The following is a 13652-nucleotide window of genomic DNA, read 5'->3' as shown; positions in this document are numbered from 1 at the left end:
GCGCATGGCTGCCCTGGTGACCGCACTGACGGTCGGCGCTGCGGGTCTGTCGGCGTGTTCGCGTGGCCCGGCCGCCAGCATCGACTTCGCGGTGGACGGCATGCTCACGACGTACAACACCAATACGGTGGCCGGTGCCGCCTCCGGTGGTCCGCAGGCGTTCGCGCGGGTTCTGACGGGTTTCAATTACCACGGTCCTGACGGCCAGATCGTCGGCGATCACGATTTCGGCAAGATCTCGGTCGTCGGCCGCGCGCCGTTGATCCTCGACTACGAGATCAACGCCGCCGCGGTGTACTCGGACGGCAAGCCGATCACGTGCGACGACATGGTGCTGGCCTGGGCGTCACAGTCGGGACGGTTTCCCGGGTTCGATGCCGCCAGCCGTGCCGGGTACACCGACATCGCGTCCGTCGACTGCGCTCCGGGCCAGAAGAAGGCGCGGGTTTCCTTCGCGCAGGACCGCGCGTTCGTCGACTATGGCCAGCTGTTCGCCGCCACGTCGATGATGCCGTCGCACGTGCTCGCCGATGAGCTCGGGCTGCCCGACGGCGGCGTCACCACCGCGATCACGAACAACGACGCGCCGGCCGTCGACCGAATTGCCAAGGCGTGGAACACCACCTGGAACCTGACGCCGGATATCGACATCAAGAAGTTCCCGTCCTCGGGGCCGTACAAGCTCGATTCGGTGACCGACGAAGGCGCGGTCGCGCTCGTCGCCAACGACAAGTGGTGGGGGGCCGCACCGGTCACGTCCAGGATCACCGTGTGGCCGCGTGGAGCCGACATCCAGGACCGCATCAACCAGGGCGCCTACGACGTCGTCGACGTGGCGGCGGGTTCGTCCGGCACGCTGAACCTGCCCGACGATTACGTCCGGACCGACGCCCCGTCCGCGGGCATCGAACAGCTCATCTTCGCCCCCCAGGGCCCGATGTCGCAGCCGCCGGAGCGGCGCGCGCTCGCACACTGCACTCCGCGCGACATCATTGCCCGCAACGCCCAAGTTCCCATTGCGAACGCGCGACTGAACCCCGTCACCGAGGACGCGTACAGCGCCGCCGAAAGCGCGGTCGAGGGCGGCAAGTTCACCGTCGCCAATCCCGAGGCGGCGCGGGCCGCGATCAACGGACGGCCCTTGACCGTCCGCATCGGATACCAGAGCCCCAACGCCCGGCTCGCCGCAACGGTCGGCACGATCGCCAAGGCGTGCGCGCCCGCAGGCATCACGGTGCAGGATGTCGCCACCAACGAAACGGGCCCGCTCACTTTGCGCAACAGCGAGATCGACGTCCTGCTCGCCAGCACGGGTGGCGCGGCGGGCAGCGGATCGTCGGGATCCAACGCCATGGACGCCTACGATCTGCATTCGGCCAACGGCAACAATCTGTCCCGCTACTCCAACGAGCGCGTCGACGGCATCATCGCGGCGCTCGCTGTGACGTCGGACCCCAAGGAACTGTCCCGGCTGCTCGGGGAAGGCGGATCGATCCTCTGGACTGACATGCCGACCATTCCGCTCTATCGTCAGCAGCGGACCGTACTCACGTCGAAAGACATGTACGCGGTAAGTAGCAGTCCGACTCGATGGGGCGCGGGGTGGAACATGGATCGTTGGGCTCTGGGCGGGTGACGGATCAGGACATCTCGATGCTCGTCGCGTCGCTGATGCGGGAAGTGCCCGACTTTCCCGAGCCGGGTATCCAGTTCAAGGATCTGACCCCCCTGCTGGCCGACGCGCACGGCCTGGCCAAGGTCACCGACGCTCTGGCGGAGACCGCGGAGGGCGCTGACCTGGTGGCGGGTATCGACGCCCGGGGCTTCTTGCTGGGCGCCGCGGTCGCATTGCGGCTCGGGATCGGGGTCCTGGCGGTGCGTAAGGGCGGCAAGTTGCCGCCGCCGGTGCACAGCGAGACCTACCAGCTGGAGTACGGCTCGGCCACGCTGGAGCTGCCTGCCGACGGCATTGACCTCGACGGGCGCAGGGTCGTCATCATCGACGACGTTCTCGCCACCGGCGGCACGATGGCCGCGACGGAAAAGCTGCTACGGCGCTGCGGTGCGATGGTCCCGGCCGCCGCCGTTGTGCTCGAACTTTCGGCGCTGAGCGGGCGCGAGGTGCTCGAACCGCTGCCTGTGACGTCGCTGCTGATGATCTGAGTCGTATTCTCGAAGTCTGAGCGTTTCGAAAACGCGCGATGAACGCGCGTGTTGAGCAGGCGGGAGGTGACCATGGCTTCGAACGGAGAGGCTCCCGGCACGGGCCAGGCCGTGCAGTCGCCGCCGAATGCGCAGATGACCGAGACGCAGCCGTTGGAGATTCCCAAGGCGGATTCCGCGAAGGCGGCAACCAGTGCCTCGCGCCGGGTGCGGGCCCGGCTGGCACGCCGGATGACGGCACAGCGCAGCACCCTCAACCCGGTGCTGGAACCGCTGGTCGCGGTCCACAAGCAGTTTTATCCCAAGGCCGACCTGACGCTGCTGCAACGCGCGTATGAGGTGGCCGACGAACGGCACGCCGATCAGTTGCGCCGCTCCGGTGACCCGTACATCACCCATCCGTTGGCCGTCGCGAACATTCTGGCTGAGCTCGAAATGGACACCACGACGCTGATCGCGGCCCTGCTGCACGACACCGTCGAGGACACCGGCTACACCCTCGAGCAGCTCATCGAGGAGTTCGGCACCGAGGTGGGCCACCTCGTCGACGGCGTGACCAAACTGGACAAGGTCGCGCTGGGCACCGCGGCCGAAGGCGAGACCATCCGCAAGATGATCCTCGCGATGGCCCGCGATCCGCGGGTGCTGGTGATCAAGGTCGCCGACCGGCTGCACAACATGCGCACCATGCGCTTCCTACCGCCGGAGAAGCAGGCAGCCAAGTCCCGCGAGACGCTGGAAGTGATTGCGCCGCTGGCACATCGGCTCGGTATGGCGAGCGTCAAGTGGGAACTCGAGGATCTGTCGTTCGCGATCCTGCATCCGAAGAAGTACGAGGAGATCGTGCGGCTGGTCGCCGACCGGGCGCCGTCGCGAGACATCTATCTGGCGAAGGTGCGGGCCGAGATCAACGCGACGCTCACAGCGTCGAAGATCAACGCGGTGGTGGAGGGCCGCCCGAAACACTATTGGTCGATCTACCAGAAGATGATCGTCAAGGGCCGCGACTTCGACGACATCCACGATCTGGTGGGTGTGCGGATCCTCTGCGACGATGTGCGTGACTGCTATGCCGCTGTGGGCGTGGTCCATTCGCTGTGGCAGCCGATCGCCGGCCGGTTCAAGGACTACATCGCTCAGCCACGGTTCGGTGTGTATCAGTCGCTGCACACCACCGTCGTGGGACCCGAGGGCAAGCCACTGGAAGTGCAGATCCGCACCGTCGACATGCACAAGACCGCGGAGTACGGCATTGCGGCGCACTGGCGCTACAAGGAAGCCAAGGGCCGCAACGGACTTCCGGCGACCTACGCCGCCGCCGAGATCGACGACATGGCCTGGATGCGTCAGCTGCTCGACTGGCAGCGGGAGGCCGCCGACCCCGGCGAGTTCCTCGAGTCGTTGCGCTACGACCTGGCTGTTCAGGAGATCTTCGTGTTCACCCCCAAGGGCGATCTGATCACGTTGCCGACTGGGTCCACGCCGGTGGACTTCGCCTACGCCGTGCACACCGAGGTCGGTCACCGCTGCATCGGATCACGCGTCAACGGCCGTTTGGTCGCACTGGAGCGCAAGCTCGAAAACGGCGACCAGGTCGAGGTTTTCACGTCCAAGGCCCCCAACGCCGGCCCGTCTCGCGACTGGCAGACGTTCGTGGTCTCGCCACGGGCGAAGGCGAAGATCCGTCAGTGGTTCGCCAAGGAGCGGCGTGAAGAAGCGCTCGAAACCGGCAAAGACGCCATCGCCCGTGAGGTGCGCCGCGCCGGAATTCCGTTGCAGCGGTTGATGAATGCGGAACAGGTGGCGGCCCTGGCGCGTGAGTTGCGCTATGCGGATGTGTCGGCGCTGTACACCGCGGTGGGCGAAGGTCACGTATCGGCGCGGCACGTCGTGCAACGCCTCGTCGCGCAACTCGGTGGTGACGAGGACGCCGCAGACGAGATCGCCGAGCGCTCGACGCCGGCCACCATGCCAGTGCGCCAGCGCCACACCGACGACGTCGGGGTGGCCGTGCCCGGCGCGCCCGGGGTGCTGACCAAGCTCGCCAAATGCTGCACTCCCGTGCCCGGCGACATCATCATGGGGTTCGTCACCCGCGGCGGCGGAGTCAGCGTGCACCGCACCGACTGCACCAACGCGTCGTCGCTGCAAGACCAGTCGGAGCGGATCATCGACGTGCAGTGGGCGCCGTCGCCGTCGTCGGTGTTCCTGGTCGCGATCCAGGTGGAAGCGCTGGACCGGCACCGCTTGCTGTCGGACGTGACCCGGGTGCTGGCCGATGAGAAGGTCAACATCTTGTCCGCGTCGGTGACCACCTCCGACGACCGCGTGGCGATCAGCCGGTTCACCTTCGAGATGGGCGATCCGAAGCACCTTGGTCATCTGCTCAACGTGGTCCGCAACGTCGAGGGCGTGTACGACGTGTACCGCGTGACGTCCGCGGCGTGACGGTTTGCGGCAAAGATTCGTCCGAGCGTCAATTTCTGTCATAATTCGGCGATGCGCACCGCATTTGTGGCGACGATGGCCGCCGTCGCCCTGCTGATCGCCGGTTGCGGCTCAACCATCAAGCCTGAGGGCGCCGCGCAATCCGTTGTTGATTTGGTAAAGAAGCAAACAGGCTTCGAGCCCAAAGACGTGAAATGTCCAGAAGGTGTCGAAGCCAAAGTCGGCGGTACTTTTGAGTGCAAGTTCACCGGGCCCGAGGGCACCGAGTACACCGCCGATATGCGGATCACGAAGGTCGATGGCGACGATGTCGAGTTCTACATCGAGACGAAGCCGAGCAGCTAGGCAGGTGCCGCCTCAGTCCAGGCGCACCGATTCGATCGTCACCGTCAGCGCCGGCTTGCCGTCGTCGCTGCCGTCTGCCGTGCCCGCCGAGGCGATCTTGTCCAGCGCGGCCAACCCGGTTTTGTCGATGGTGCCGAAGACGGTGTAGGTCGGCGGCAGCATCGAGTCGCGGTAGATGAGGTAGAACTGGCTGCCGTTGGTGCCCAACCCTGAGTTGGCCATCGCGAGTGTGCCGCGCGGGTACAGCCTCGGGATCTCCATCGCCGGGTCGGTCAACCGGAACTGGTTGGTCGGGTACTCGTTCGGGAAACGGTAGCCGGGCCCGCCCTGGCCAGTTCCTGTGGGATCGCCACACTGTAGGACGCCGAGCGCCGGGGTCGTGGTCAGCCGGTGGCAGGTCGTGTTGTCGAAGTAACCCTGCTGGGCGAGGCTGGCGAAGTTGTTGACCGTGCAGGGGGACTTGGCGTTGTCCAACTGCAGGCCGATACCACCGCGGTTGGTCGTGATGCTGGCACTGACCAAGGCCGGCTGGGTCGGCACCCGTCCGGTGCGCGGCGGCTTGGCCGGCTTGCTCGCCGGCTCTGTTGTGGCGGGGTACTGGCAGTTGGATCCGAGGGTGGCGGGCGGCTTGAACTCCGGCAGTGGCTGCGCGTCGATCGGCTGCGTCGGGGTCACGGTGTAGTCGGACGTCGTTCCGTCCAAATCCTCGAGGCTACGGCCGACCGCGATGAGGAACAGCACGCTCAGCACCACCACGAGGATGGCGAGTGCGGTGATCAGGTAACTGATCACCAGGCCCGCTATGGCCAGGCCGCGGCCCTCTTCACCGGTCTTCTTGATCTGCGACAGCGAGATGTGTCCGAACGCGATTCCGAGCGGCGCGAAGACAAACGCGCACACCAACGATGCGACGGCCAGCGTGTTCGTCGGTTGGGGCTGCGGATAGCCGGCGTACGGCGGATAGCCGCCATACGGGGACGGCGGGTACGCCCCGTACGGCGGTGGATATCCGCCGTACGGAGCCGGTGGGGGGTTGGTCACGGATCCAGCTGCAGCTTGGTGATCTTGACCTCGGACTTCGGCGAACCGTCGGGAGCGCCGTCGGCCGTGCCCGCCGCGGCGATCTTGTCCAGCGTCGCGAGGCCCGTCTCGTCGATGGTGCCGAACACCGTGTAGCCCGGCGGCAGCTGCGAGTCCTTGTACACCAGGAAGAACTGGCTGCCGTTGGTGCCTGGGCCGGCATTGGCCATGGCGAGCGTGCCGCGCGGGTACAGCACCGGCTCCGCCAGCGTGGGATCGTCGGGCTGGTACTGGTTCGTCGGATACTCGTTGGGGAACTGATAGCCGGGACCGCCGGTGCCCTGCCCGGTGGGATCGCCGCACTGCAGCACCGACAGCGAGTCCGAGGTGGTCAGCCGATGGCATGTGGTGTCGTTGAAGAAGCCCTGGTTCGCCAGGCTGGCGAAGCTGTTGACGGTGCACGGGGACTTGCCGTTGTCCAGCATCAGGCCGATATTGCCCTGGTTGGTTTCCATGCTGGCGCTGACCTCGGCGGGGTCGGTGGGCACTTTGCCCGTCCGCGGTGGCTTGACATCCTTGCTGGCCTTTTCCGCAGAGGCCGGGTATTGGCAGTCGTCGCCCAGACCGGCGGGTGCTGCGAACGCGGGCAGCGCGCCCGGCCCCGAGGGTGCTTCACTCGATGGGGTCGACGTCTCGGTGGCGGCGGTGTTGTCGCTGTCCGAATCGCCCCTGGTGAGGATGACGGCAGCCGCGACCCCGCCGGCGATGACGAGCACGCCCACGACCGATCCGACGATCGTGAGGATGCGACGCTGGCGTTCTTTGGCCGCCCGGCGCTCCAATTGCCGCTCGAGTTTGCGCTTCGCTGTCGCCCGCCGTTGTTCGTTGGTCGGCACCGCCCGTGTCCTCCTCGTATCGATCGGTCGGCAACGAGTGTGCCAGGCGTTGCTGAGTGTGGCGTTGCGACCCACGTCATCGGGGATGGGAAACTGGGGACCGTGTTGGTCACCGGATTCCCGGCGGGCATGTTGGCGTGCAACTGCTACGTGCTGGCCCAGCGGCCTGGAGCCGACGCGATCATCGTCGATCCGGGCCAGCGGGCGATGGTGCCGTTACGACGGATTCTGGACGAGAATCACCTGACACCTGCGGCGGTGCTGCTCACCCACGGTCACATCGACCACATCTGGTCGGCCCAGAAGGTGGCCGATATGTACGGCTGCCCGGCCTATATCCACCCCGAGGACCGCTTCATGTTGACCGACCCGATCAAGGATTTCGGGCCGAAGCTGGCCCAGCTGGCATTCGGGGCGCTGTTCTCAGAGCCGAAGCAGGTCATCGAACTGGACCAGGACGGAGACAAGCTGGAACTCGGGGATGTCACGGTGACGGTCGACCACACCCCGGGCCACACGCGAGGCTCGGTCGTGTTCCGCGTTTCCGAAGGGACCGATGAAGTGGTCTTCACCGGCGATACGCTGTTCCGGCAGTCGGTCGGCCGCACCGACCTGCCCGGTGGCAGCGGGCGCGACCTGCTCGGCTCGATCGTGACAAAACTGTTGGTGCTCGATGACGACACCGTGGTACTACCTGGACACGGCGAGAAGACCACGATCGGATTCGAGCGCCGTAGTAACCCATTCCTCGAAGGCTTGAACTAGTGAGTGATTTTCAGGCGCCCAAGGGCGTCCCGGATTATCTGCCGCCGGACTCGGCGCAGTTCGTCGGTGTTCGCGACGGTCTGCTGGACGCGGCCCGCCGCGCGGGATACGGCGATGTCGAACTGCCGATCTTCGAGGACACCGCGCTGTTCGCGCGCGGCGTGGGGGAGTCCACCGACGTGGTGTCGAAGGAGATGTACACCTTCGCCGATCGCGGCGACCGCTCGGTGACGCTGCGGCCGGAGGGCACCGCCGGGGTGATGCGTGCGGTGATCGAGCACGGGTTGGACCGGGGCCCGCTGCCGGTCAAGCTCTGCTACGCGGGGCCGTTCTTCCGCTACGAGCGGCCGCAGGCCGGCCGCTATCGCCAGTTGCAGCAGGTCGGGGTGGAGGCGATCGGTGTCGACGACCCGGCATTGGACGCCGAAGTGATCGCGATCGCCGACGCCGGCTTCCGGTCACTGGGTCTCGACGGGTTCCGGCTGGAGATCACGTCGCTCGGCGACGACACGTGCCGTCCGCAGTACCGGGAACTGTTGCAGGACTTCCTGTTCAAGCTCGACCTCGATGAGGACACCCGTCGGCGCGCGGAGATCAACCCGTTGCGGGTACTCGACGACAAGCGCCCCAAGGTGCGGGAGATGACCGCGGACGCCCCCGTCATGCTGGATCACCTGTCCGACGTCGCCAAGCAGCACTTCGACACCGTCCTGGTGCATCTCGATGCGCTGGGCGTGCCGTATGTCGTGAATCCGCGCATGGTCCGCGGGCTGGATTATTACACCAAGACAACCTTCGAGTTCGTGCACGACGGGCTCGGCGCGCAGTCGGGTATCGGCGGCGGCGGCCGGTATGACGGTCTGATGCGGCAGCTCGGTGGGAAAGATCTGTCCGGCATCGGTTTTGGTCTGGGTGTGGACCGGACGATGCTGGCGCTGAAGGCCGAGGGCAAGACCGTTGGTGGTACAGCCCGCGTCGACGTGTTCGCTGTGCCACTCGGCGAGCAGGCCAAGGTGACGCTGGCAGTGCTCGCGGCGCGGTTGCGTGCCGCGGGTGTGCGTGTCGACCTCGCCTATGGTGACCGCGGAATCAAGGGTGCGATGCGCGCGGCGGACCGCTCCGGTGCGTCGATAGCTCTGGTCGCCGGTGACCGCGATATCGAGGCGGGCACCGTGGGGGTGAAGAACCTCGCGACCGGTGAGCAGGTCGATGTCGTCATCGATGCCGTTCTGGCAGAAGTCCTTTCGCGGCTCAACCGGGCCTAGAGCGCGAAGACCTGCCCGTCGCGTCGAACGCCTCTGGCTCATATTCCGTGCACGGCATTGTCGAGCACTCTGTCGAGCGTGCCGATACCGCCCCTGAAAACGTTGCCGCTCGCGAGAACACGCGTGCCGAACGGTGTGACCGCAACAATGCTCGCCGTCAGTAGCTGCGTGCGGCGCTCGAAGCGCACTTCGTCCAGGCGCGCGACGATCTCACCCCCACCGTCCCGGTACAGCCGGTTCTCACGGTCGAACACGGCGACCGGTATGTAGGCGCTCATCGGGGTCAGGCGTACGCGGCGAAGTGTCTCGCCCGCGGCGAGCATCGCCCGGAAAGCTGCAATCCCCACGAGGAGAAGCACCGCGCCGATGACCGTCGACAGCAGCGACGGCGATCCGGTCAATTCGTAGAACAGCGATACGACACCGAAGCCGCCGAAGATCAGCGTCGCCATCGTCAAGACCAGGACCGTGATCTCCGTCGGCGCTTGCCCGCGGTCGATGACCAGCACATTGCGGTCCTGTTCGGCGATCACCAGAGCGCCCTGTTCGGCGAGGATCATCGGTTCCGAAGGCGCGTTCATCGCCACCAGGATGCCCAATTCTCCGCGTAGGGTTGACCCGAACCGACCACGGAGGTGTCATGTCGCTGATCGCGCTCGAGGAGCATTTCGCCTGGGATCCGGCCAGCACTGACAACGTCGTGGGTTCGTGGCTGCGCACCAACAACCCCGTCGCCTACGACCGGCTGTACGACCGGGGCCCACTTCGAATCGAGCAGATGGACGCCGCGGGCATCGATTTCCAGATCCTGTCGCTGTTCGACCCCGGAGTGCAGGACGAGACCGATGGCGCCCGCGCGGTGGACCTTGCGCGCCGAGCGAACGATGACCTGGCCGAGTCGGTGCGTGCGAACCCGAGCCGTTTCGGCGGCTTCGCGACGTTGGCGACGCAGGATCCCGACGCGGCTGCGGCCGAATTCGAGCGTGCGGTAACTGAATTGGGGTTGGTAGGCGGACTGATCAACGGGCATTGTCAGGGACGCTACCTTGACGATCCGGCGTACGAAGACTTGTTCGGCTGTGCCGAGTCACTGGGGGCGCCTGTCTATCTTCACCCGACGACGCCGCATCCCGCCGTGATGGACGCCTGGTTCGCACCATATGTCGACGACGGCCTGCATTTGGCATCGTGGGGATTTGCCGCCGAGACGGGAACACATGTGCTGCGGCTGATCTACTCGGGACTCTTCGACAAGTTCCCGCAACTGCAGATGATCATCGGACATCTCGGTGAGATGCTCCCGTTCGCCGCCTATCGGGTCGACCGGTATTACGGCCTCGGCGGGAGCGGCTCAGGCGACCGCCTGCAGCGTCTGCCATCGGAGTACCTGCGCAACAACTTTCACGTCACCACAAGCGGCAACTTCTGCCCGCCGGCCTTCGCGTGCACGCTCGAGGTGATGGGTGCCGACCGTGTGATGTTCTCGGTGGACTATCCGATGGACGACAATCAGGCCGGTGCCGAATTCCTGGCGTCCTATCCCATGGACGCCGTGACACGGGCGAAAGTCAGCTCGGGTAACGCGATAACGCTCTTCGGCGAGCGGATTCCCGCCGCGTTGGGCTCCTGAGGACCGGTCAGAGATCGAACACCTGGCCGTCGCGCGCGACGGTGATCTCCCCAGAGAAGTTCTTCCCGATCTCATCGGTCCATTGGGAGTCGGGCAGATCGGTCGGCTCGTAGTGGCTCAAGATGACGTGCTTGGCATTGGCCGCGGCGGCCACCTCACCGACCTGCACGGCCGAGGTATGCGAACTCTTGAGGTAGTTCGGCGGGAACCTGTTGCCGTAGTAGGCGTCGTCGAGGCTGAACTGCGCCTCGTGCACCAGGATGTCGGTGTCCTTGGCCAACGTGATGAGGTTTTCGGATTTGGTGGTATCCCCGGAGAACGTGACCGACACGCCGGGTTTCTTGAGATCGAAGCGCAAGCCCAACGCGGGGAAGACGTCATAGTGGGACACCAGCGTCGCGGTGACCGTCACGTTGTCGTCCGACATCACCGGGAACGGGGCGGTCTTCGGTGATCTGTTCTGGTAGTTGGCCTCTGGTGGCACCGCGATCTCGGCAACGGTGAACAGCTTCTGGAGGTCGTCGGTCCCCATGTCGCGGATGAAGATGTTGTTCGTGTAGGCGAACGCTTGCTGCAGCGACTTCGTCATCTCGGCCAGGCCCGGCGTCGGGTGCTGCGGGTCGATCGTCGCCGGATCGGCATTGCCGACCTGGCTGGGCGGCAACCCACCAGCGGGGCCCGGCCCGTAGACCGTCACCGGTTTCTTGCCTTTGGAGGCCGTGTAGCCGCCGGAGAACAAGAAGCTGCCGTAGTCGACCGTGTGATCGGTGTGCAGGTGCGTGATGAAGATGCTCCGCAATTGATCGAACTTGAGTCCTGCGTTCGTGAATGCGTTCAACGAACCCAGGCCGCAGTCGATTTGGTAAACGTCGTCACCGATCTTCAGCGCGGACGAGATCCCGGTCTTGTTGGGCACCGGGGGCGGTCCGGCTTGGACGCCGAGGGTGATGAGCGCGTTCTCCGGCAACGCCACCGGGGCCCTCGGTGTCGTTGACGGTGCTGATCCGCAGGCCGACGCGCCGAACGCCGCTCCGCCGACAGCCGTTGCGAACAGGGCGAGCGCGGACCGTCTGGAGACCTGCACGTTCACCCGCCGCGGACGATGTTGGTGAGAACCTCATCGACATTGCCGACACCACCGTCGAAAGGGTTGCCGCGCTTGAGAACTTTCACCCCACCGGGCGTCAGCGCGACGAGTTTGGGCGAGCTGGAACCGATTTGCATCCTGCGCGCGAACCGCACCTGGTCCAGCGGGACGATTGCGCCGCCGCCGTAACTGAACAGGCCGAGCTTGCGGTCGATCACCGCGACCGAGCGGCAGTTGTGCAGCGGTTGGCTGCGGCGCCGCAGAATCGTCACGACCACGCGGTACAGCACCACCGCGAACGCGAGCCCCACCCCGATGAATATCGCGCCGAGCCTCGTCGAGGGGACCGCCGTGATGAGTGCGACCAGGCCGAACCCGCCGACGACGAGCGTCAGTATGCCGAGGACGAAAGCCGTCGTCGCGAGCGCGCCCGTGCACCGGTCGAAGATGTTGACCCGACGGCCGTCGTCAGTGACGACGAGGCCGCCGGTGTCGACGAGTACACGGGTTTCGGTGGGTGCGTTCATCCTGCACAGCATGCCCACTAGTGGCCCGCGAGCGACCGCGTTTGTACAGAAATCACCGGCGTGTCTAGTGAAACATGCCTTCTCGCGCGGGAATGGCGGGCGTCAGCTCGGTGACTTCTCTCGACGAGATAGCGCGCCAATGGCGACTGTCAGGCCTATCGTGAGTACTCCGACAATGGCCAAGGGGATACTCCCGAGCCTTCGGTCCTCCAATTCCATCTCACATAACCGGGTGTAGTTCGTGTCGGAAACCAGCTCGCCACGAACTTGAAAATTGGCGGCGCTCGCGTCGTCGTGGGACCGGGCTTCCGTCAGGTCAGGAGCCATCGCGCTGCCGCAGCTGACGATCTCCAGCTCCGGGGACACCGAAACGGGGACCACGAGGCCGCCGATCGCCACCAGCAGAGCCACGAAGCCAGCGAACGCAATCATTATTCGCAACATCATCGGACACTCGTACCCGCCTGAGGAATGCTCATACGTGGTCTCGACACCTCGAGCGCGCGCCCCGAACTTGTGCCGTGCGCGCAGTATGTGGTGGTAGGGCTCGGGTACCCCTCGACATGAGAAACAGACGATTGTCCCGGACGGAGCGGCATCGCAGGCATGTCACGGTGGCCGTCGTAACGGTGACCACGACACTCTCCGCGGGGGGATGCACGAGTGGGTACGAAGCGCTCGGCACCCACACTGCACGTGTCTTGATCAACGGCGGGGAAATCGATGATCGGCCGCCGATCAGTTGTGAACAGGTTCAGTGGGTGTGGTTCATCGAAAGTTTGGATCAGACCCCCGGCTTCACGGCGCAGGTACGCACCGGCGACACCATTCAGGCCGAGCTGGTGCGGATCGACAACCTCGGCGGCTTCACCGGCACTGCCTGGAACGCCTCTGTCACCGTCCCTGCCGTCGAGGCCGACGCCGAGGTGACGAAAGGCACCTTCACCGTGACAGGAACCGCTGTGGGGTTCTATCACGACGATCCCGCTGAAACCGCCACCGCTACCTTCGAGATTCGAACCGACTGCTGAGTGATCAAAGCGTTCGCACCGATTCCGCCGATGAGATTGTGTCGGCAAGCGATTCGTCACGGACCTTGCACGGGACACGCCTCTACCGGCACTGGCAATGTCAGCTCGCCTGCACGCTCGAATTGGAATGTGACATCGGCCGTCATCGCGGGACGCAGATCCGGATCCAATCGATCCAACCGCACCGCCGGACCGCTCGGGTCGTCGGTGTTCGGCTGTCCAAAGCTGACCGTTGACTTGGGCGCGATAGTCACGCTGTCGATCACACGCACCTGCTCCGCCGCAGACGTCGACAACCCTAGAAGTCGCTCGGCTTCCGCCGGACGATTGTTCGTGACGGTGAACCGAATCTCGCCGCCGGCGTTGAGTTGAATCACGCAACTGCCGGGAACGTAGGAAGGCACGATGTAGGCGTTCTCGACTGAACTACCCCAGGTTTTGTTCCGATCTTCATAGGAGGATTGGAAGCTATGCC

Annotated in this window: 15 protein-coding genes; 8 read left to right on the top strand and 7 right to left on the bottom strand. The window is 65.3% G+C overall.

Features of this window, described 5'->3' with window-relative positions:
• Positions 1-4: 4 nt before the first annotated feature.
• The 4 genes from M1248_RS23170 to M1248_RS23155 all read left to right on the top strand — a co-directional run bounded on the left by M1248_RS23170 (position 5) and on the right by M1248_RS23155 (position 4956).
• Positions 5-1636 carry an ABC transporter substrate-binding protein gene (locus M1248_RS23170; protein WP_410506725.1) on the top strand — a complete coding sequence of 544 codons (1632 nt, stop codon included), beginning with the start codon at positions 5-7 and terminating at the stop codon, positions 1634-1636.
• Positions 1591-2163, top strand: a complete 573-nt coding sequence (locus tag M1248_RS23165) for an adenine phosphoribosyltransferase (RefSeq protein ID WP_317149838.1) — start codon at positions 1591-1593, stop codon at positions 2161-2163. The genes M1248_RS23170 and M1248_RS23165 overlap by 46 nt, the downstream gene beginning before the upstream one ends.
• Before the next feature lie 135 nt (positions 2164-2298).
• On the top strand, positions 2299-4611 hold the full coding sequence (locus tag M1248_RS23160) for a RelA/SpoT family protein (protein ID WP_317149907.1): 2313 nt from the start codon (positions 2299-2301) through the stop codon (positions 4609-4611).
• Positions 4612-4686: 75 nt separating this feature from the next.
• Entirely contained in the window at positions 4687-4956 is a 270-nt protein-coding gene (locus M1248_RS23155; protein ID WP_317149837.1) for a DUF4333 domain-containing protein, read from the top strand.
• A gap of 12 nt (positions 4957-4968) precedes the next feature.
• On the opposite strand, the gene M1248_RS23150 is transcribed toward M1248_RS23155, so the two are convergent.
• Positions 4969-5997, bottom strand: a complete 1029-nt coding sequence (locus M1248_RS23150; RefSeq protein WP_317149836.1) for a peptidylprolyl isomerase — start codon at positions 5995-5997, stop codon at positions 4969-4971.
• Entirely contained in the window at positions 5994-6872 is an 879-nt protein-coding gene (locus M1248_RS23145) for a peptidylprolyl isomerase (protein ID WP_317149835.1), read from the bottom strand. The genes M1248_RS23150 and M1248_RS23145 overlap by 4 nt, the downstream gene beginning before the upstream one ends.
• 102 nt (positions 6873-6974) lie before the next feature.
• Between M1248_RS23145 and M1248_RS23140 the strand changes: the two genes are divergently transcribed.
• Both M1248_RS23140 and hisS read left to right on the top strand, forming a co-directional pair.
• Positions 6975-7637 carry an MBL fold metallo-hydrolase gene (locus M1248_RS23140; RefSeq protein WP_317149834.1) on the top strand — a complete coding sequence of 221 codons (663 nt, stop codon included), beginning with the start codon at positions 6975-6977 and terminating at the stop codon, positions 7635-7637.
• The gene (gene hisS, locus M1248_RS23135; protein WP_317149833.1) at positions 7637-8902 is read left to right on the top strand and encodes a histidine--tRNA ligase; all 1266 of its coding nucleotides are present in this window, start codon (positions 7637-7639) and stop codon (positions 8900-8902) included. The genes M1248_RS23140 and hisS overlap by 1 nt, the downstream gene beginning before the upstream one ends.
• 38 nt (positions 8903-8940) lie before the next feature.
• Here hisS and M1248_RS23130 read toward each other — a convergent pair whose 3' ends face one another.
• Complete coding sequence (locus tag M1248_RS23130) at positions 8941-9483, bottom strand: hypothetical protein (protein ID WP_317149832.1); 543 nt, start codon at positions 9481-9483, stop codon at positions 8941-8943.
• A gap of 59 nt (positions 9484-9542) precedes the next feature.
• Here M1248_RS23130 and M1248_RS23125 point away from each other — a divergent pair, with 59 nt between their 5' ends.
• Positions 9543-10532 (top strand): amidohydrolase family protein, encoded by a 990-nt coding sequence (locus tag M1248_RS23125; RefSeq protein WP_317149831.1) that lies wholly within the window; start codon positions 9543-9545, stop codon positions 10530-10532.
• A 7-nt stretch (positions 10533-10539) separates the two neighbouring features.
• On the opposite strand, the gene M1248_RS23120 is transcribed toward M1248_RS23125, so the two are convergent.
• From M1248_RS23120 to M1248_RS23110, 3 genes are all read right to left on the bottom strand, one after another.
• Complete coding sequence (locus M1248_RS23120) at positions 10540-11616, bottom strand: MBL fold metallo-hydrolase (protein ID WP_317149906.1); 1077 nt, start codon at positions 11614-11616, stop codon at positions 10540-10542.
• A gap of 2 nt (positions 11617-11618) precedes the next feature.
• Positions 11619-12146, bottom strand: a complete 528-nt coding sequence (locus M1248_RS23115) for a hypothetical protein (protein ID WP_317149830.1) — start codon at positions 12144-12146, stop codon at positions 11619-11621.
• A 102-nt stretch (positions 12147-12248) separates the two neighbouring features.
• A complete protein-coding gene (locus tag M1248_RS23110) occupies positions 12249-12578 on the bottom strand; it encodes a hypothetical protein (RefSeq protein WP_317149829.1) in 330 nt (109 codons plus the stop codon).
• A 182-nt stretch (positions 12579-12760) separates the two neighbouring features.
• Between M1248_RS23110 and M1248_RS23105 the strand changes: the two genes are divergently transcribed.
• On the top strand, positions 12761-13177 hold the full coding sequence (locus M1248_RS23105; RefSeq protein WP_317149828.1) for a lipoprotein LpqH: 417 nt from the start codon (positions 12761-12763) through the stop codon (positions 13175-13177).
• Positions 13178-13233: 56 nt separating this feature from the next.
• Here the strand turns inward: M1248_RS23105 and M1248_RS23100 are convergent.
• On the bottom strand, positions 13234-13652 hold a 419-nt coding region (locus M1248_RS23100), incomplete at its 5' end, for a hypothetical protein (protein WP_317149827.1).

It is taken from the genome of Mycobacterium sp. 29Ha (assembly GCF_032883055.1).
In the GTDB taxonomy this organism is placed as follows: domain Bacteria; phylum Actinomycetota; class Actinomycetes; order Mycobacteriales; family Mycobacteriaceae; genus Mycobacterium; species Mycobacterium gallinarum.
The sequence above is the reverse complement of the archived record's forward strand: the minus strand, read 5'-3'. Positions and strand labels throughout refer to the sequence as shown.